The organism is Shewanella sp. H8, from assembly GCF_040285065.1.
Classification (GTDB): Bacteria; Pseudomonadota; Gammaproteobacteria; order Enterobacterales; family Shewanellaceae; genus Shewanella; species Shewanella polaris.
In genome coordinates, this window is the sequence record NZ_CP157213.1 from 1780383 (window position 1) to 1799982 (window position 19600).

Consider the following 19600-nt stretch of genomic DNA (forward strand, 5'->3'; position numbering starts at 1 on the left):
GTTTGTAATCTGCATGCAGTCTACCCGATGTTGGTAACGGTTAACAGGTATAGACAGCTTATTTTACTTGTAGTTCAAGTAATGCTTCTGCGGCATTTTCTTCGGTGTTAATTCGGCTTTCAAGTACAAATACTTTACTCGCATCAATACCTGCTTGATCAATTAAATAAGCTTTTACCGCTTTGGCACGATTATGTGCTAATCGACCAAACTCTTCGGTAGTGATTTGTTGGTGATTGATGAGCATATTATATAGCCCAATGTGCCAGCGAGTATCGAGATCAGGTGCTGTAATATCTGGTGTTTGTTGTTGTATATTTTGTTTTATCTCAGACGGTTTTTGCCCCAGCTGTTGTTCAAATAATTGATAAAGCGCATCAGTTAACGGCCCTGTAGTGGGGTATTTACTGGCGGATAACGTGTTGGGTAAATCGCTAAAGTTTATCCCAGCTGTGGTTGCCAATTGTTGATGCAGTTTTGTTTCTGCTAGCACTTGTTTATCGTTAATTAGGTCAATGCTACCTTTGATACTGAGATTAAGCAGAGGTCGGTCTTTTAATGCTTCGGCCAGTTTATCTAAGGTGTGTTTTTGTTTAGTCGATATGCTACTGAGACCATAATCAAAACTGATTTTATCCATTTGTTCATCATCACCGACAAGTCCCGCTAAAAATGAAAATGGTGAGGTCACTGCTTTGGTAATAATATTACCTAATGCATTAATGATGATGCTACCAAAGCCAAAGCTCGGTGAATCTAAATCACCCGTTACATCAACGCCTAAATCAATCACGCCGTGACGGTCTTGCAATAATGCCACCGCTAATGTGATCGGTAGGCTGGTTGCTAAACTGCTGTTACTTGGTTCACCCAGTTTGAGTTGATCAATGACCAGATGATTACTACCGACTAATAAATTATTGTTCAGTTGATATTTTAGATCTAATGACAGCTGGCCTTTATCAATGTAATAGCCAGCGTAAGTGCCTGAATAAGGATTAACTGAGGTTAACTCTACTTTGTCAAAATTTAAATTAAGGTCTAAATAGGGTTGTGGCAGTAGTGGGTTAACGTCACCTTTTAAGGTTACTGGCGCGTATTTATCTATTTTCCCTGCTATATCAACAGATGCAGTAGTTTGTGGGTTAGACGATAAGTTGGTTATTTGGCCATTAAGCATTTCAATGCCTGAAGCAAAATTGGGCGTTAACGAGTTGTCAGCAAAAAATGCTGAACTGTCTTTTATGCCAATTTTATTAATGCTGAGTTGTAGTTTCGGTGAATCGTCCATTGCTGGATCGCTTTCAGTCGATAGCGTTGTTACAACCTCATCTGCATCTTTGCCTACCTTCACAGTAACTTGTTTGGCGTCAGTTGAAGTGTCGTCCTTGTGAATTAACGCACTAATATTAGTACTTCGGTCCGGAGAAATAATGATACGGCTAAAGAGGGTATCAAAGTTTATTTCATCAATATCGATTTTGGCCTGTTGACGATCAAACGATAACTGATTGATGTCCATAGCTTGCCATGTCAGCAAAGGCTGATGTAACACATTATCGTTAATGTGCAATTGGCTGATGTTTGCGCTGCCGGAATAGGTAAGAGTGTCTTTGGCATCTGCGTGTAACCGGCCCTTAGTAGAAAACATACCATCAACTAAAGTGATATTAATAAAAGGAGCGATATAAGGTTGTAAGCGTGACAACAGCATATTACTAAAATCAATTTCAGCATTGAGCGTTTGGGCTAATGGATCAACTTGCCCTGTAGAGGTTAATACACTCTGTGCATTTATCCCGGTGGAAAATTGATAGTCAATAGGCGTTGATAGATCTGAGTTAATGATACCTGTGCTGATATCAATAGGACCCAGTTGCCAAAGGATAATGTTATCACTGGCAATGCCTTCTCCCAGAGCGACGTGGTATTGCGCTACACTGATTTTATGAAGCGTCACTAACCAAGGTGTTTCGGCATTAGTTTTGTTAAGTGTTGCCACGTTTTCGGTTAGGGCCGGTTGTACTTTTTCTGCTGTAGCTTCGTTTGTGGTTGCTGCAATATCATTACCAGCGCCATCATGAGACGAAGTTGTACTGCCAGCATTGTCTGATGTTACTGTCTTTGAGTGTTCAATGTCGGTGTTTAACGAGTCGGCTAGTGTTGTATCTGAAACAGCCGGAGGGCTAGGATTTACTGCTGTTGTAAGCTCTGTCTCTTTTGGCAGCAATAGGGCAACGAGATCAGCACCTGTCGGAGTGATATTAAGTTTTATTTTACCGTTTTCAGTATGAAACTCATCAATGCTAACCCGTTTAGTTTGACTGTCTAGATTGATGTTTTTGATGGCAAGTAAATCAATGGCAATTTTTTCATCTTGTTGATGCGTCGCTTTAAAATGGTCAATGACAATTTGTCCATTTGAAACATTAATATGATTTATGGGCGTTAAGTTTTTATCTTGCAGATCTGCTTTGTACTGACCATTTAAACTCAGTAAGCCTTGGGATAAATTAATGTCAAACATCTCATCAACAAAAGACCAATAATGCGATAAATCAATACTTGCAACGTCGAGTTCACCTTGTATCGCCAATGGGGTTAATTGAAATTGCCCTTGCAGTGTTACCGAACCTTTAAATTGGTCTTGGATACTCACCGTGTAGTGATTCACGCCATCTTGTTGAGTCTCTATTGCTGTGCTGAGGCTGTTAAAATGTGATAATGAAACATTGATGTTTGGGTAGTTAATATGAGTGTCTGTGACATTGTCATTTAAGGTAAATACCCCTTGGGCTATTTCAACTTTGCCGATATTGATAGCGGGAATAATTGAAGGTTCATTACTCTCTGTTGTTGGTGATGTTTGACCAAAGCGCTTAATAATATCACTGAAGTTAAAAATGACGGGTTGATTATCTTTTTGAGTGCGTGAAACGCTAATACTAGGTTGGGTTATTCTGATATTTTCAATCACAAATGACCAAGAGGTCATAGATTGCCATAATTGAATATTGCCATATAGATTAGCTAAAGAAACAAAGGTTTGTTGACTATCGAGCTCTTTGATTGTTAATCCGGATAAGGAAAACTCTAATGAAAATGGATTAATAGTTATATCTTGTAGGGTTACAGTTCGACCCAACTGTTCAGTTAAAAATGCCGGAGCTTGTTGTTTGGCAATATACGGAATTAATCCACCTAATAAGACACAGCCTAATAAATAGATAGCGACAATATAATAGCTGATTTTTTGCAGACGAGAGCGCGGTTTAATCGCCGAGTAAAGTTGAGTGAAAAACGAGGTCATATAAACTAATCTTGATGTATAAACAGAGGGAATATCTGTGCATTTTACCAAAAAAAATCCCTTTTAAGGATAATTTTTTGTTCAAATACGGATTAATTTACATTAAATGACATTGGTGTTAGCTTTAAAATTAAGATCATGTAATTAATCGTTTTTATTTATTGTATTTACGTCTGATGTTTTTATGATATGAACTAATAGCTTATAATTATATGTCGTTATTTTAACCTCGATTAACTATCTCATCTTGTGATATTTAATCTGGGCATTTTTCAATTTCAAGGATGATAAATGCAAATTCGCCTCGCTTCGAGTATCGATTTAGAACCATTAAGTTTGCTATTTGATCTGTATCGGCAGCAATTAAACCAACCATCTGACTACCCAGCGTGTCATGCATTTTTGAAATCCCGCTTATCTGAAAATGATTCGATGATCTTTGTATCCATTAGAGATGATGAAATGGTGGGCTTTATTCAACTGTATCCTTCATTTTCTTCATTATGTCTTGCGCCAGTATGGTATTTGGAAGATGTTTTTGTAAAACCTCTGTATCAACATGAGGATGTTGTGAGCCAGATGTTTCAAAAAGCTCAGTTTCTGGCACAAAGCATTGGCGTTTTATTAATTAATCATTTTAGGGTCTGTTGATCTTTCAAGGTTGTTTTTGCAGCGAATTGTTGGTCATTACTTAAACATGGGCTATAAGGCAGAGACTTTGTGGTGTAGTTATTCTACATAAAAAGTCGATAACGCAGTAAAAATGACCAACAAACGCTGCCCGAAGGGTTCGGCTAAAAACGTTTTACTCTTTGTTGAGCGAATTTAGCTTAGATTGCTAGGCAGCAATCCACTCGCCTCGATTAACACGTTTTTATCTCGAACAAAATTTAACCAGCAAAGATCAGCAGACCCTCGCGCAGAAGTGCTTGCCGAGCCTGAACAAGTCAGTTGTTCGCAGTAAAGTCGTTGTTATTCCTTTAAGTCAAAAGTCAGGTTCTGTGACGTGATGAAAGATCAGTTATGTAGACCTCAGTTATTTTCTGGTAAAATAACTGAGGTTTTTTATTGATTTTCCATTATAGATGTTAAGGACAAGAGATTGAATAAGAGCGTATTAACCAACCTTATAGCGGCCATATTTATGCTGGTCGGGTATGTGTTAGATCAACATATTGTGCTAACGATAGGATTATTTGCATTATCGGGTGCGTTAACCAACTGGTTGGCGATTTATATGTTATTTGAAAAAGTCCCTGGTTTGTATGGTTCTGGAGTGGTTCCATCTCGTTTTGAAGAGTTTAAAGTGGGTATTAAACATCTAATGATGGATCAATTTTTTACTCAAGAGAATATTGATCGCTTTTTAACAACCAGCAGCGCTAGCAGTATTGATTTAAGCCCAGTGATTGAAAAAATTGATTTAGCACCGTCATTTGACGCATTAGTCGATACCATTGAAAAATCATCTTTTGGCGGCATGTTAGCGATGTTTGGTGGTACAGAAGCATTGATCCCTTTAAAAGAACCGTTTATTGAAAAAATGAAACTGTCTTTAGTGGAATTGGCTCAAAGCGAAGAGTTTAATGCAATATTAGTGAATGAGCTTGAGCAGCCAAATATTATTGCTGATATGCAAGAAAAAGTGGCCAATATTGTCGAACAACGCTTAAATGAGCTGACACCTCAATTGGTTAAGCAAATCGTTCAAGATATGATTAAAACCCATCTAGGCTGGTTAGTCGTGTGGGGCGGGGTATTCGGCGGGATTATTGGCGCAGTTGCGGCCTTAGTACAACAATAGTTTAGCAATAGTGCAGCAATAGCGCGACACGCTATACTTTACGGCATAGTATTAGGGGCTGTTGATCTTTCAAGGTTATTTTTGCAGACCCTAGTTTAGATTATGCATTTAGTCATGGTCTTGATGTCTTTTATTAGAACTGAACGATTAACTCAGTGTAAGTAAATAATAGACACTATTGGATATTGTTATAAGCATAGTTTAAATGATAACCCTGAGTAACAGAGGTGAGCATGAGTAAGCATCATAGTATTAACTATTTAGAAATACCCGTGAAAGATATCATTGCAACCAAAGCTTTTTTTACTCAGGTTTTTGGCTGGCAGTTTCAGGATTATGGTCCTCAATATAGCTGCTTTTTACAGGTGGGTATTGATGGCGGTTTTTATCAAGCTGACACTCAATTTACCTTAGCAAAAGGCAGTCCATTAATCGTGCTTTATAGCCAAGACTTAGCCGTTACAGAAGCAAAAATCATTCAGGCTGGTGGACATATCACCAAAGCGATATTTAGTTTTCCGGGTGGTAGACGTTTTCATTTTACAGACGTTAATGGTAATGAATATGCCGTATGGTCAGAATAAACCAAACTTTTTTGACTCGCCTTGCGTGAGAAATTGTTGTTTAGATGCCGAGGACATCTGTTTAGGATGTCATCGTTCATTAGACGAAATTCTAGCTTGGCATACTATGGATGAACAACAAAAAAGCACGTCGCTTGAAATAATCAAACAACGTGCAATAGCTTATAAAAATCGATAGTAGTTAGTCAGCTAGAGTTTGATTTGTTGTTGACTCGATATCGGTTCTAAATAAGCTAAATCCGCGATCTTGATAGTTTTGTAACGCGCTTGGGTGATCTAACGAGCAAGTATGTACCCAAACTCGGTGAGTGTTCGGTAACGACCACGCTTGTTCAATGGCTTGAGTCAGTAAATAGCCGCCAAAGCCTTTACCGATAAAGCGCTCGCCTAAGCCAAAATACATAATTTCGACATTATCGTTATCTTGTTGCTGCAATTCAAAATAACCCGCTGGTGCACCGTCTTTATACGCCACAAATAAATGCAAATTATCTGCTTCGCTGTATTCCTGCCATTGGCTATCGGACAATGCTAATTTGTCTGTCCACTCCCAGGCAGCACCCACAAATTGATATAAAAAACGATTGAATTGATATTGTTTTATTTTCGCCTCAACCACGGTTAAGCCGTTGGCATCGTGCTTAGGTTTTAATTGACTGCGGTCGGTCATCTCAAGGTTAAAAATGCTGATGTCTGTCATGGTGAACCTCATTGTTATTGTTATTTTATTAGAGTGACGAATATCATCATTTTACAAGATGAAACCTAACAAAAACACCACCCAATTGGGTGGTGTTTAATCGTTGTGCAAAATTAATATGCGCTAGCGTGAACGTTTTTAACTGCACGGCCTGATGGGTCGTTAAGTCCTTGTAGACTCGCATCCCACAATAGTGCTTCAGGTGTTGAACATGCTACTGTTTTTCCACCTGGCACTGTTTCAGCTGCGCTGGCTAATGGGAAAAACTCTTCAAAGAAGCTGCGATAGAAATAGGCTTCTTTTGACTCAGGCGTGTTGTAAGGGAAACGGAATTTTGCATTAGCAAACTGTACGTCATCTACGTTTTCTGCTGCGTGGGCTTTTAAGCCATCAATCCACGAGTAACCAACGCCGTCACTGAACTGCTCTTTTTGACGCCATACCACTTCTTTTGGCAATTTATCTTCAAATGCTTGACGTAAAATGTGCTTCTCGATGCGGCCATCTTTAGACATTTTGGCTTCAGGGTTGATGCGCATTGCCACGTCGATAAACTCTTTATCTAAGAAAGGCACCCGAGCTTCAAGTCCCCATGCCGCCATGGATTTGTTAGCACGCAAGCAATCAAATAAATGTAGTTTGTCTAGCTTACGGACTAATTCTTCATGGAATGCTTGAGCATTAGGCGCTTTGTGGAAATACAAATAACCACCAAATAATTCATCAGCACCTTCGCCAGACAACACCATTTTAATGCCCATGGCTTTAATTTTGCGCGCCATTAAGTACATTGGCGTTGCCGCACGAATAGTGGTGACATCGTAAGTTTCTAAGTGATAAATCACTTCTTTAATTGCATCTAAACCTTCTTGGAAAGTATACACAATAGGGTGATGAATAGTACCAATTGCATCGGCCACTTTTTGCGCTGCTACCAAATCTGGTGACTCGGCTAAACCTACTGCAAATGAATGCAGTTGTGGCCACCATGCGCCAGTTTCGCCGTCGTTTTCAATACGGTGTTTTGCATATGTTTGAGTAATGGCAGAAATCACTGATGAATCTAGGCCACCGGACAATAATACCCCGTAAGGAACATCTGACATTAGCTGACGCTTCACTGCAGCTTCTAGTGCTTCACGTAATTCTTCAATGCTGGCTGGGTTGTCTTTAACGGCATCAAAATCTTGCCAATCACGCTGATAATACTGTGTTGGTTTACCATCGGCAGAATATAAATACTGTCCAGGGTAAAACTCTTCAACCGTTTTACACACAGGCATGAGAGCTTTCATTTCAGAGGCAACATAGAAGTTACCTGACGAATCGAGGCCAGTATAAAGTGGGATAATGCCCATATGGTCGCGGCCGATTAAATATGTGTCTTTGGCTTTGTCATACAGTACAAATGCAAAGATACCGTTCAGCTTGTCTAAAAAGTCACAACCGTATTCTTGGTAAAGTGACAAGATCACTTCGCAATCTGAGTTGGTTTGATATTGGTATTTATCACCTAGCTGAGCTTTTAACTGCTTGTGGTTATAAATTTCACCGTTTACGGCTAACACTATGTTGCCATCAAGGCTGATAAGCGGCTGTGCTCCGTGGTCAACGTCAACAATTGATAAACGTTCATGAGCTAAAATGGCTTTGTCATCAGCATATATGCCAGACCAATCTGGGCCGCGGTGACGCAACAGTTTTGACATTTCTAACGCCACTTGGCGAAGTTTGCTTGCATCAGTTTTGATGTCTAAAATTGAAAATATTGAACACATAATACGGCTCCGGCAGCGTTGGCTAATCTTTATCTGGTTCCTACTTTGCCAGCATTTTCGTTAACTGCCAAGCATGATTTTTAAGATAACGTTATAAATATGACCATTTTAGTGATTTTATCTCGTTCAATTATCTTTTTGTTTGATTAATGTTTAACGATTTCGTGTTTTTATTGATGAAACTTTATTTTTTTTATGTTTATGGCGATTTTTTTTAAGATTTCATAATCAAATACAATTAAAATCATAATTGCACTAAAGCAGTGCTTTTGACGCTTAATTGAACATAAATGGGGCGAAAGGGTTATTTTACGGCTTTAACCTAGTCATAATAAAGCTTGTGTGGCATGTTTATGCACGATAACAGGGCTTAAATTTGTTAGCTAAAAGCGACTTACTTTTAATAAAACACATTGTTAACGGAAACATATTAAAGGAAACATGATGGTTGGTGAAACAGACTTAATGGCATTACTCGCATCGATGTCACCGGTATTATTAGATGACGAATATGTGTTTTGCTCAGTACTGGGCCAATATGGTGATTATCAAAACCTATCGCCACTCGCGACGTTTCGTGAATCTGAAGGGCTAACATTAGTGTTAACAAAAGCGGCAGCAATTGAAGGTGGCTTACCTTTTGAATCAGTTTTTAAAGGCATTACCTTAACTGTGCATTCTAGTCTTGATGCCGTTGGTTTAACGGCCGCTGTGGCCAATAAACTCACCGAAAAAGGCATTAGCGCCAATGTTATTGCAGCTTATTATCATGACCATATTTTTGTGCAAACAGAAAAGGCGGCCTTAGCCATCGATGCGTTGAATGAATTTAGTCAAGAGTAACGGCGGTTTATCTAACGTCTTAACTCAAGTAATAGCGCCCTCCATAAATATCGATAAAAAAGCCCATCAAATACATGATGGGCCAATCCTTGGGTGGGAAGGCGTAGGGTGGTGCAGTATTAATCTGCTGGACGTAACTGATTAAATTCAGAACCTGCAAAGTAACCTGGCCAATCTTGATTATTACCTAACTCTGCAGCAGCTTGGTAATACACGTCTAAATCTTGTAATGCGCCAGATAAATCCCACTCAGGGTGATAATGGTCGCAAACGTTGTGATAACAACCTTTCATTTTTTTGCTCATGGCTATTTTGTATTGTGCCGTGGCTTCATCAAGCGGTTTATTACCACCACCGGCAAATACGGCTGGTACGCCTAATTTAGCAAAACTGAAGTGATCTGAACGGAAAAAGCCGCCTGATGCAGGATTAAGCTCACCTTGACTGGTACGATTTTGTTTAGCGGCAGCGCGGTCTAAATAGTTTTCTAACTCAGACTGGCCTTTGCCGACAATGGTGTAATCTTTAGTTTTGCCATAAATGTTAGTGCTGTCTAGGTTAAATACTGCCACGGTTTTATCAATCGGATAAATTGGATTTGCTGCATAATAACGTGAACCTAATAAACCTTGTTCTTCACCGGTAGTGGCAATAAAGGTTAAAGAACGGGCTAAGCCGTGACCTTGTTTGGCTTGCTGGTCAAACTGTCGGGCAATTTCTAAAATACCTGCTGTGCCAGATGCGTTATCTAATGCACCATTATAAATTTGGTCACCGTCTTTGGTTTCATCTTTACCTATATGATCCCAATGGGCAGTGAATAAAATCTGTTCGTCCGCTTGAGTGCTACCCGGTAATGTCGCAACCACATTATAACTGTCGGCATAATCCGCTTTATTGGCAAATTCAATGTTAGCTGTTTGGGCTAAATCGACATTAAGTGAACTGTTGGCGGCGCGATCCATTAACGATGTTAATGACAGTCCCGATTTGTCGAATAATGCTGTAGCACTGTCTAAGGTTAACCAACCTTCAACTTGGACACGTTGGTCTTGTTTTGCTTTGCTTTGAACTAAATCTTGTTGAGCTCCGGTCCAACTATTTTCAACCACCGACCAAGGGTAAGAGGCAGGCTTTGTATCATGGATGATAATCGCGCCTAATGCGCCTTGGCGGCTTGCTTCTTCAAACTTATAACTCCAACGCCCATAGTAAGTCATTGCTTTACCATTGAACTTGGCACCGTCAGGATGTGCAAAGCCTGGGTCATTCACTAAAATGATGGCAATTTTGCCTTGCATGTTAAGGTCTTGGTAATCATTCCAGCCGTATTCTGGGGCATTAATACCGTAACCCACAAACACTAACGGCGCGTCTTTAATACTGACCTTGTTGTTATCGTGACGACTGCCTAACACAATATCTTGGCGATACTGCATATCCAAACCGGCTAAATTAACCTGTTGTTGCTCGCTGGCGGTGTAACTTACCATTGGGACCGGTTGTAAAAAACTTCCTTTGTAGGCACCTTTTAGGCCCATTTGGGTGAATGCGGCAGTTAAATAATCTAGAGTGAGTTTCTCGCCTCGGGTCGTCGGCGCACGACCTTCAAATTTATCTGACGACAATGTTTCAATATCGGTTCTAAAGCGTTGTTCATCAAAGGTTACTGCTGTCACTTTAGCCGGAATAATATCGTCGGTTACAGTGTGCTTAGCATCATCGCCGTTACATGCTGACAGTAAGGCAATGGCGCAAAAAGGGAATAATCGTTTCATGCTATGTCCTGTTATTGTTATTTATTTTTATTTTAGACAAGCATAATGAGCCAAGCCAGTGCTTGAAAACAAGGTCACTGGCTTGGAATTGTGTTACCTAATGTAAATTTGTCTTGAAAAATGTGTTAATTAACAAGCGAGAAATCAACAAATATTGATTATACGACGTCGATATCACCCGCACAGGCAAACACGTGGTTTGGTCTGAAAGGTTCTTTGTCGATATCGGTTAATTGGCTTACACCACTGGTTACCAGAATGGTTTCCAGACCCGCTTGAAAGCCAGCCAAAATATCAGTACGCATATTGTCGCCAATAATCACAGTATCTTCAGAGTGCCCCTGAATATGATTTAGGGCCGAACGGATAATCCATGAACTCGGTTTACCCACATAAAAAGGCTTTTTACCTGTTATGCGTTCAATTGGAGCACATAATGCGCCACAAGAGGGGCTATAAGCAGGGCCATTAGTGTCTGGGTTGGTGGCAATAAAGCGTGCGCCGCCAGCAACAAAGCGAGATGCTTTATGGATCATGTCCCAGTTGTAAGACCGAGTCTCGCCAACAATCACAAAGTCTGGATTTATATCAGTGATGGTAAAACCTGCATTATAGAGTTCGTGAGTTAGGGCTCCTTCACCGATAACATAGGCTTTATTGCCGGTTTGGTGTTTAAGAAAATCTGCAGTGGCCATGGCTGATGTATAAAAACAGGTTTCTGGCACATTAATGCCTGCAGCACCGAGTCGATTTTGTAAGTCTATGCCGGTTTGTACTGGGTAATTTGTGAGAATAACTAGCGGATTACCTTGTTCAAGTATGCGGTGAATAAATTTGTCACTTCCGGGAATGAGCTTGTTGTCGTGCAGTAACACACCATCTATATCGCAAATAATATTTTTCATTCAGTCATTTCTTCCTTCTAATACAACCTAGTGATATCTAATGCTAATTCATTTCAGAAAACAACGATTAAATATAAAAAATGCCTGTTTAGTGATTAAGGTTAAGTATCAGCTAGATTTTCTGGTTTGTAGTGGTTATTGAATATGGTTGCGGCCACTAACGTCGTGGCGCTTCAACCACACCAAAACAAGAGGAAACCAACCCTGTTCCGACTTTACTCTTTATAAAAAATTAGCCCAGCCGCCCTGATGTGAATAGATTCAAGCATTCTTTTGTAAAGAGTCTTCAACCGCATCTGGTTCAGAGTTGTGTTTGGCCCTTTTAACATCAATATATTGTTTCTTTTAACAGTTATTATTAGATGAGGCTGCCGTGTTAAGTTGCATGGCTTATGTCGATTTGAATCCAATTCGCGCCAAAATGGCCAATACCCCGAAATCTCTGATTACACCAGCGTTAAACGTCGAATATGTTCAGCGATAAAAGGTGAACAACCCAAAGCGTTACTGCCTTTTGTCGGTAATGAACGGCTAGATATGCCAAATGGACTGATGTTTAGTGTAAAAGACTATATCGTGCTTGTGGAAGATACGGGTCGTATTATTCGAGAAGATAAGCGCGGTGTCATTAGTGCCAGTAGTCAAGATATTCTCAATAAACTCAATATTCCCGCCGAGAACTGGCTAAAATCACCACTGAGTTTGATGTATTATTTAAAGGTGCTGTCGGGGCGTTACCAGCCTTAACAGAATATTTGAGCATCTAGAACCAAAGCGACGACAAGGTGTATCAAACTGCCAGCGTTGGTTATGTGCTTAAGCGTTAACGTTTAAAATACAAACTACAACAATAATCTCATATCCAGCTTGATTGATATCCAGCCACTAGTGCTGCTTTGAATCTGCAGTATTGCTTGCTTTTCCCCCAACTCGCTCAGTTTATTGATGATTTTCAGTCAATTTTTACATTTGAATCTTAGTTAGGGCTATCGCAATCAAAGTGAAAAGGCGTTATGTTAATCCATAATTAAAATGGGTGGCTAGGTTTATTTGTTTAATGGACTACTTTGGAATTAACTGAATGACGAACCATATTTGTGCTTTATGTGACGATTTAATCACCGCTAAAAATGACTCAAATGAACATGTTTTACCAAATTCGATAGGCGGGTTTAAAACCGTTAACGGTTTTATATGTGATCCTTGTAATAAAAAATCTGGTGATAAATGGGAGTCAGCATTAGCAAGGCAGCTTAATCCATTGAGTGTGTTTTTTAGTATTAAGCGTGACCGTAAAAATCCTCCACCAACAAGAGTTCAATCTAAATCAGGTAAGAGTTACGATTTACATCATGATGGTAAGCTTACTTTAGCTGAACATTCATACTCAACAATATCTAATGAGTTAGGTGTTGATATCAATATCGAAGCAAAAACAACAAAGCAAGCAAAGCAGTTAATTCAACGTGCTAAATCAGAGTATCCAAGTATAGATATTGAGCCCCTATTAGAACAAGTATCAATGATTAGAACATACGATGATGACCCAATAGATATTAATTTGTCTATTGGAGGGCATGATGTTGGCAGGTCTATTGTAAAATCTGCACTTAGCTTAGCAGTTGAAGCTGGTGTTAGTCATTTGAGTTGTGAGCATGCTATTTCTTACCTTAAAAATCCAGACAATGGAGCTTGCTATGGCTTTTACTACATCAAAGACATCATTGTGAATAGACCAACTAGTGTCCCGCTTCACTGTGTTTATGTAATAGGTAAACCCGAAACTAGGCAGATTCTCGGTTATGTGGAGTTATTCGGTATTTACAAAATGGTGCTGAGTTTATCTTCATCATACAAAGGCGATCATTTTGAAAATATGTATGCCATAAATCCAATGACAGGGAAGCAACTTCAGCTAGATTGCAAGCTTGAACTATCACCGCAAGATATTGAAGATGCGTATAATTACAAAGCATATACAGTAGAAAAACATATTGAAGCAGTCAATAAAGTGATACCAACAGGCCAGCAGAAAGCTTTTGAAAATGAACTGGCAAGAGTTATAGAACAGGCATACGAACAGGTTAAAAATAATTGGATTGTAAAAGAAGGTGAAGAACCTACGTTAGAGCAACTAGCTGAATTCAAAGATTTAGTGCAAAAAATCGTTACACCTTTTATTGAGCATCATACTAAACGAAGTAAACCGCTGTAATGGGCAAGCCTGCCAAAATGGGTTAAACCTTACTATAACAACAAAAAGCTGATGTGTTTAGTAAGACGATATTAGGCAGTGCTATTTAACACAGAGTGCAATAACATGGCCATCTTCCTGATACAGGCAATAATAGCCACTTTCTTTGGTTTTCCTACCGCCACTAATCGCTGATAAGTCTTATTATAAACGGGATTAGATTATATTATCATCTATCATCTACAATCTACGCCCTGTATTCAATTCTTTAGCGCAAGCAGTCTTAAATGATATGATATACAGTGATATTTCATCGAAGCTAAAACTCAATTAGTGTAGACGTGGCAATTACGGCCTAACGCTCCGCATGATGAATGTGGTAATTCGATTTATTCATTTGATTAATGTTAGGCGTATTTATATTCTGTGGTCCTATGTTAGGGCGCACTCCCTTATAGTTTTTCAGCATTACCGGAGACAAAACTCATGACAAACGTGAATGTGGATGCCACGCAGTTAACGACTAAACCATCCCAAGATGGTTTTAGCATGCCGGCCGAATGGGCGCCGCAGCAAGCTGTGTGGATGCTTTGGCCATATCGTCCCGATAACTGGCGCTCTGCAGGAGCTTATGCTCAGGCGACATTTGCTACAGTGGCCGATGCCATTGGTGCTGTTACCCCCGTTTATATGGGTGTACCCAAGGCCTTTTTGGTACAAGCCAAGACGGTCATGCCTTCTCACGTTACCTTAGTCGAAATAGATAGCAACGATTGCTGGGCTCGCGATACCGGACCTTCAGTAGTTGTCAATGCCAAGGGTGAATGCCGTGGTGTTGACTGGGGCTTTAATGCCTGGGGGGGTAATAACGGTGGTTTGTATTCTCCATGGGATAAGGACGAGCAAGTAGCACAACAGATGCTCGCGCAACATGGTTTTGAGCGTTATCAGGCTCCGCTTATTCTTGAAGGTGGTTCTATTCATGTCGACGGTGAAGGCACCTGCATGACTACGGCTGAATGTTTGCTTAACAGCAACCGTAACCCAGATTTGACTCGTGAACAGATAGAAGCATTATTGTCTGAATATTTAAATGTGCAGCAGTTTATCTGGTTACCAGACGGCGTGTTCATGGACGAAACCGACGGGCACATTGATAATATTTGCTGTTTTGCTCGCCCAGGCGAAGTGGTTTTACATTGGACTGACGAACAAACCGATCCGCAGTATCCTCGTTCAAAAGCCGCGTTGGATGTTTTGCAAAATACTGTTGATGCACAAGGGCGTAAGTTAAAAGTCCATTTATTACCTCAGCCAGGCCCTTTGTATTGCACAGAAGAAGAAGCGCAAGGTGTAGTAGAAGGAACTGGTGTTCCACGCACCGCTGGTGAACGCTTAGCGGGTTCTTATGCAAACTTTTTAATTACCAATAATCGTATTATTTTCCCGTTACTCGACCCGGCAACCGACGATATTGCTGCACAAAAATTGCAGGAAATTTTCCCTGAGTATGAGATTGTCGGTGTGCCTGCCCGTGAGATTTTATTAGGTGGGGGTAATATCCATTGTATTACCCAACAAATTCCCGCTGGGCAGTAAATAAAAACTAACGAGAACACAGTGACTATTTATGTCACTGTTGTTGCAACACAATTGTCTTTCAATTAAGAGGTCGTAACATGTTCGAAGTCACTGAGATTTCTATTTCCGAACTGCGTGCCGCGCTTGAATCGGGTCGCACCACAGCAGTTGAACTGGTGAAGTCGTATTTAGCACGGATTGATACTTACGACGGCCCAGCGACAGACACCAAGTTGAATGCATTAGTGGTTCGCAATCAAGATGTGTTGAAGGAGGCCGAGGCTTCTGATGCGCGCCGAGCTCGTGGTGAAATACTGAGCCCACTCGATGGCATTCCTTACACTACTAAAGATAGTTACCTCGTTAAGGGACTGACTGCGGCTTCTGGTAGCCCAGCATTTAAAGATTTGGTTGCTCAATACGATGCATTTGCCGTTGAGCAGCTGCGTAAAGCCGGTGCCATATGCATAGGGAAAACCAACATGCCACCTATGGCCAATGGTGGTATGCAACGCGGTCATTACGGTCGTGCTGAAAGTCCTTATAATGCTAATTACCTTACTGCTCCTTTCGCCTCTGGTTCTTCCAATGGTGCTGGAACGGGGACCGCGGCAAGTTATTCTGCTTTTGGCTTAGCCGAAGAGACATGGTCGAGCGGTCGTGGACCAGCATCGAACAACGGCCTGTGTGCTTATACTCCATCACGTGGGGTCATTTCTGTTCGCGGCAACTGGCCGTTAACACCGACCATGGATGTTGTGGTGCCTTACACTCGTACTATGGCAGACATGTTAGAAGTACTTGACGTTATCGTGGCTGACGACCCTATTACTCGCGGCGATTTATGGCGTTTGCAACCTTGGGTAGAGATCCCAAAAGCATCAACCGTGCGTCCAAAATCTTATCTGGATCTTGCCGCTCAAGCTGACACGCTTAAAGGCAAGCGTTTTGGGGTGCCGCGCATGTACATTAATAAAGATGAATTAGCTGGCACCAGCGAAAACCCTGGCATCGGCGGCCCGACTGGTCAGCGCATTAATACTCGTGCGTCAGTTATCGACCTATGGGAAGCCGCACGCACAGCGCTGGAATCTGCCGGAGCTGAAGTCATTGAAGTGGACTTTCCGCTGGTTTCTAACTGTGAAGGTGACCGCCCTGGTGCGCCGACCGTGTTTAATCGCGGCATCGTCACACCTGAGTTTCTCGACGATGAACTATGGGCTCTATCAGGTTGGGCTTTAGATGAGTTCTTGCGTGCCAATAATGATCCTAAACTGAACAAACTGGCAGACGTCAACGGGCATTTGATTTTCCCGCATGATCTTGGCACCTTGCCCAATCGTGAGGGCGACCTTGCTGCTGGCATGGATGAGTACGTCAACATGGCCAAAAGAGGGCTTAAGTCGTATAACCAAATAGACAGTATACCAGACGGTCTGCGCGGCTTAGAAAAGACACGCAAACTGGATCTGGAAGACTGGATGGATGAGTTAAAACTTGATGCAGTGCTGTTCCCTACAGTGGCAGATCTGGGGCCAGCAGATGCGCAGGTTAATCCAGCATCTGCCGATATTGCGTGGAGTAATGGTGTTTGGGTTGCCAACGGTAACCTTGCTATTCGCCACTTAGGTGTTCCGACTGTGACTGTACCAATGGGCGTTATGGCTGATATTGGCATGCCAGTAGGTTTAACTTTTGCAGGCCGCGCTTATAATGACAACGACTTGCTTCGTTTTGCAGGTGCATTTGAGGCCACTGGCAGCAAACGCGTTATTCCTCCACGTACGCCAGTGCTAAGCAATAAGTAACAAGCACTAAGCATTAAAAACTGAAAACGGGATTGGCTCTAGCATGCCAATCTCGTTTTTTTATTTCAACGTAAATACATGCTTAACATCAACATGATGCAGTGATATCGCTGATAACAAATGGCGTTGGTGTTTTGAATAACAAGTCTAATCATCCTGTGCTAAGTACCTTATAACGGCCGGTGATGATGTAACGATAAAACAAGGTGCGCTTTTAGGTCGGCAAAGTGAGTCGTTACAATACTTTTTACACTATTTTTTCTTAAGGCTCATTGACTTCATATCGGTGTACAGTTTCATTAAGTCACAATACACAGTAGAAACTGTCATGATAATGCAGTCGCTGAATGCTTTTTTCATTGTTGAAGAACGATAAAGTTAACCGGAAAAGCGATAAAAGCAGGGACGAGTCACACTCCGAGAAATTTGCTACTGCTAACCCCCTAGAACAGTAGTTAATTCATTGGATTAAGCCTATTATTTTTATACTAATTAGGTAAATTAATTTACAATAGTGGTGTTTAAACAACAACATTAATGATGGCTATAATGACAAATGATAAACCGTGGTTAAAACAATATCCTGAGGATGTGCCCACAAAAATAGACTCAAGTATGTATAATAATATCAATGATTTATTTAAAGAGTCTTTTAGTGCGCATGCTAAAAAAGCAGCATATATTAATATGGGGCATAGCTTATCCTACCAAGATCTCGAAAGTAAAAGTAACGCTTTTGCTGCTTATCTACAATCTGAACTAAAAATGAAAAAAGGTGAGCGAATCGCCTTGATGATGCCTAATTTATTGCAATATCCCATCACTATTTTAGGAGCATTAAAAGCAGGACTCATTATTGTCAATGTTAATCCACTTTATACCCCTCGAGAGCTAAAACATCAATTACGAGATTCAGGGGCCAGTGCTATTGTTGCCGTAACAAATTTTGGTAATAACCTTCAGCAAATACTGCATGAGACTAATATTAAGCATGTTATTTTAACCAAAATCGGCGATGAGTTAGCGATTCATAAGCGTACATTGGTTAACTTTCTTATCAAACATGTCAAAAAAATAGTGCCTAAATATCATATTCCCGACGCTATATCATTGCGTAGAGCGTTAACCGAAGGCAAGAAACTTCCCTTTATTGATCCCCAAATAACAGTAGATGATTTAGCATACCTCCAATATACAGGTGGAACGACGGGTCCTTCGAAAGGGGCAATGCTTACTCATAGTAATATTATTTCTAACGTTCTACAGGTTCATGCTCATTTTAGCCCAAGAACCTTATATGATAAGGAATATGCAGTAACCCCACTTCCGCTTTATCATATTTTTGCCAACTCAGTAAGTATGATGTTTATGCTCTTTCTCGGTGCAACGAATTTACTCATTACCAACCCAAGAGATATAGATGGTTTCGTAGCAGATTTAAGTAAATATCCATTCACAATGGTTTTTGGTTTAAATACACTTTTTAATGGTCTAAACAATCATGCTGGTTTTCAAAAATTAGATTTTAGTCACGCTCGTTTTACTATTGCAGGTGGAATGCCGACGCAGAAACATATTGCTGATCGTTGGCAAGAGCTCACTGGAATGCCAGTAATAGAAGGTTATGGTTTAACTGAATGTTCCCCAGTGGTCGCTGCAGGTACTCATCAACAACAATCATTTATTTCTTCAATTGGTGTCCCTTTACCCAGCACTGAACTCCGTATCGTTAATGAAAAAAATGAACCTTTAGGTCCTAACCAAATTGGTGAAATCCAAATTAGAGGGCCCCAAGTGATGAAAGGCTATTGGCAACAAGAAGCCGAAACCAATATTGTAACGCATGCCGGAGGTTGGTTAAGCTCTGGCGATATAGGAAGAATGGATGACGATGGGATTTTTTATATTGAAGACCGTAAAAAAGATATGATTCTCGTTTCGGGATTTAATGTTTTTCCAACTGAAATTGAAGAAGTTGCAACACTTCACCCTCACATCATCGAAGCTGCGGCCATTGGCATTCCTGATGACGCTACAGGAGAAAAAGTTAAATTATTTATTGTACGCAAAGGTAATGTGACCGTTGATGAAATAAAAAAACATTGTAGAAAATATCTTACCGGTTATAAAAACCCAAGGATAATCGAATTTAGAGATGAATTGCCAAAATCAAATGTAGGAAAGATCTTACGTCGAGAATTGCGAGATTCATAAGAGCTATTACTGACGTCCTAAGAATAACCACTATATTTGACATAGATATGAGGCGCAGCCGAGCAAATCCGACTAAACCTCATTCACATGTTGACCGAGGA

At 40.5% G+C, this 19600-nt stretch carries 14 protein-coding genes and 2 pseudogenes; 10 read left to right on the forward strand and 6 right to left on the reverse strand.

Going from position 1 to position 19600, the window contains the following annotated elements; genetic code table 11:
• Window positions 1-58: 58 nt before the first annotated feature.
• Complete coding sequence (locus tag ABIS04_RS07755; protein WP_350433091.1) at window positions 59-3310, reverse strand: DUF748 domain-containing protein; 3252 nt, start codon at window positions 3308-3310, stop codon at window positions 59-61.
• Between the two features lie 291 nt (window positions 3311-3601).
• Between ABIS04_RS07755 and ABIS04_RS07760 the strand changes: the two genes are divergently transcribed.
• From ABIS04_RS07760 to ABIS04_RS07775, 4 genes are all read left to right on the forward strand, one after another.
• Window positions 3602-3961 (forward strand): GNAT family N-acetyltransferase, encoded by a 360-nt coding sequence (locus ABIS04_RS07760; protein WP_350433092.1) that lies wholly within the window; start codon window positions 3602-3604, stop codon window positions 3959-3961.
• A 451-nt stretch (window positions 3962-4412) separates the two neighbouring features.
• Window positions 4413-5114: a DUF445 domain-containing protein gene (locus ABIS04_RS07765; RefSeq protein ID WP_137221157.1), complete on the forward strand. Its 702-nt coding sequence runs from the start codon at window positions 4413-4415 to the stop codon at window positions 5112-5114.
• 233 nt (window positions 5115-5347) lie between these two features.
• On the forward strand, window positions 5348-5698 hold the full coding sequence (locus tag ABIS04_RS07770; RefSeq protein WP_350433093.1) for a VOC family protein: 351 nt from the start codon (window positions 5348-5350) through the stop codon (window positions 5696-5698).
• The gene (locus ABIS04_RS07775) at window positions 5673-5876 is read left to right on the forward strand and encodes a DUF1289 domain-containing protein (protein WP_137221153.1); all 204 of its coding nucleotides are present in this window, start codon (window positions 5673-5675) and stop codon (window positions 5874-5876) included. Before ABIS04_RS07770 ends, ABIS04_RS07775 begins: the two co-directional genes overlap by 26 nt.
• A gap of 3 nt (window positions 5877-5879) precedes the next feature.
• Here the strand turns inward: ABIS04_RS07775 and ABIS04_RS07780 are convergent, their stop codons facing one another.
• Window positions 5880-6398, reverse strand: a complete 519-nt coding sequence (locus ABIS04_RS07780; RefSeq protein WP_350433094.1) for a GNAT family N-acetyltransferase — start codon at window positions 6396-6398, stop codon at window positions 5880-5882.
• Between the two features lie 113 nt (window positions 6399-6511).
• Window positions 6512-8176, reverse strand: a complete 1665-nt coding sequence (gene asnB / locus ABIS04_RS07785) for an asparagine synthase B (protein WP_137221149.1) — start codon at window positions 8174-8176, stop codon at window positions 6512-6514.
• Between the two features lie 444 nt (window positions 8177-8620).
• Here asnB and ABIS04_RS07790 point away from each other — a divergent pair, with 444 nt between their 5' ends.
• Window positions 8621-9019: an ACT domain-containing protein gene (locus ABIS04_RS07790; RefSeq protein WP_350433405.1), complete on the forward strand. Its 399-nt coding sequence runs from the start codon at window positions 8621-8623 to the stop codon at window positions 9017-9019.
• A gap of 119 nt (window positions 9020-9138) precedes the next feature.
• On the opposite strand, the gene ABIS04_RS07795 is transcribed toward ABIS04_RS07790, so the two are convergent.
• Window positions 9139-10797 (reverse strand): M28 family metallopeptidase, encoded by a 1659-nt coding sequence (locus tag ABIS04_RS07795; RefSeq protein WP_350433095.1) that lies wholly within the window; start codon window positions 10795-10797, stop codon window positions 9139-9141.
• Window positions 10798-10955: 158 nt separating this feature from the next.
• On the reverse strand, window positions 10956-11702 hold the full coding sequence (locus ABIS04_RS07800) for an HAD-IIA family hydrolase (RefSeq protein WP_350433096.1): 747 nt from the start codon (window positions 11700-11702) through the stop codon (window positions 10956-10958).
• Between the two features lie 349 nt (window positions 11703-12051).
• Between ABIS04_RS07800 and ABIS04_RS07805 the strand changes: the two are divergent.
• Window positions 12052-12522, forward strand: a pseudogene (locus ABIS04_RS07805) (transposase); the annotation flags it as partial.
• Window positions 12523-12783: 261 nt separating this feature from the next.
• Window positions 12784-13917 carry an HNH endonuclease gene (locus tag ABIS04_RS07810; RefSeq protein ID WP_350433097.1) on the forward strand — a complete coding sequence of 378 codons (1134 nt, stop codon included), beginning with the start codon at window positions 12784-12786 and terminating at the stop codon, window positions 13915-13917.
• Window positions 13918-13988: 71 nt separating this feature from the next.
• Here ABIS04_RS07810 and ABIS04_RS07815 read toward each other — a convergent pair.
• Window positions 13989-14117 (reverse strand): annotated as a pseudogene (locus ABIS04_RS07815) (IS110 family transposase); the annotation flags it as partial.
• Window positions 14118-14382: 265 nt separating this feature from the next.
• Between ABIS04_RS07815 and aguA the strand changes: the two are divergent.
• The 3 genes from aguA to ABIS04_RS07830 all read left to right on the forward strand — a co-directional run bounded on the left by aguA (window position 14383) and on the right by ABIS04_RS07830 (window position 19499).
• Window positions 14383-15495 carry an agmatine deiminase gene (gene aguA / locus ABIS04_RS07820; protein ID WP_350433098.1) on the forward strand — a complete coding sequence of 371 codons (1113 nt, stop codon included), beginning with the start codon at window positions 14383-14385 and terminating at the stop codon, window positions 15493-15495.
• A gap of 80 nt (window positions 15496-15575) precedes the next feature.
• The gene (locus ABIS04_RS07825; protein ID WP_350433099.1) at window positions 15576-17285 is read left to right on the forward strand and encodes an amidase; all 1710 of its coding nucleotides are present in this window, start codon (window positions 15576-15578) and stop codon (window positions 17283-17285) included.
• 537 nt (window positions 17286-17822) lie between these two features.
• Entirely contained in the window at window positions 17823-19499 is a 1677-nt protein-coding gene (locus ABIS04_RS07830; protein ID WP_350433100.1) for an AMP-binding protein, read from the forward strand.
• Window positions 19500-19600: the final 101 nt, after the last annotated feature.

What these genes read in the sequence shown, in the direction of transcription:
- ABIS04_RS07755 (WP_350433091.1), bottom strand. Translation starts at nt 3,310, where the DNA reads ATGACCTCGTTTTTCACTCAACTTTACTCGGCGATTAAACCGCGCTCT.
- ABIS04_RS07760 (WP_350433092.1), top strand. Translation starts at nt 3,602, where the DNA reads ATGCAAATTCGCCTCGCTTCGAGTATCGATTTAGAACCATTAAGTTTG.
- ABIS04_RS07770 (WP_350433093.1), top strand. Translation starts at nt 5,348, where the DNA reads ATGAGTAAGCATCATAGTATTAACTATTTAGAAATACCCGTGAAAGAT.
- ABIS04_RS07775 (WP_137221153.1), top strand. Translation starts at nt 5,673, where the DNA reads ATGAATATGCCGTATGGTCAGAATAAACCAAACTTTTTTGACTCGCCT.
- ABIS04_RS07780 (WP_350433094.1), bottom strand. Translation starts at nt 6,398, where the DNA reads ATGACAGACATCAGCATTTTTAACCTTGAGATGACCGACCGCAGTCAA.
- asnB (WP_137221149.1), bottom strand. Translation starts at nt 8,176, where the DNA reads ATGTGTTCAATATTTTCAATTTTAGACATCAAAACTGATGCAAGCAAA.
- ABIS04_RS07790 (WP_350433405.1), top strand. Translation starts at nt 8,621, where the DNA reads ATGGTTGGTGAAACAGACTTAATGGCATTACTCGCATCGATGTCACCG.
- ABIS04_RS07795 (WP_350433095.1), bottom strand. Translation starts at nt 10,797, where the DNA reads ATGAAACGATTATTCCCTTTTTGCGCCATTGCCTTACTGTCAGCATGT.
- ABIS04_RS07800 (WP_350433096.1), bottom strand. Translation starts at nt 11,702, where the DNA reads ATGAAAAATATTATTTGCGATATAGATGGTGTGTTACTGCACGACAAC.
- ABIS04_RS07810 (WP_350433097.1), top strand. Translation starts at nt 12,784, where the DNA reads ATGACGAACCATATTTGTGCTTTATGTGACGATTTAATCACCGCTAAA.
- aguA (WP_350433098.1), top strand. Translation starts at nt 14,383, where the DNA reads ATGACAAACGTGAATGTGGATGCCACGCAGTTAACGACTAAACCATCC.
- ABIS04_RS07825 (WP_350433099.1), top strand. Translation starts at nt 15,576, where the DNA reads ATGTTCGAAGTCACTGAGATTTCTATTTCCGAACTGCGTGCCGCGCTT.
- ABIS04_RS07830 (WP_350433100.1), top strand. Translation starts at nt 17,823, where the DNA reads ATGATGGCTATAATGACAAATGATAAACCGTGGTTAAAACAATATCCT.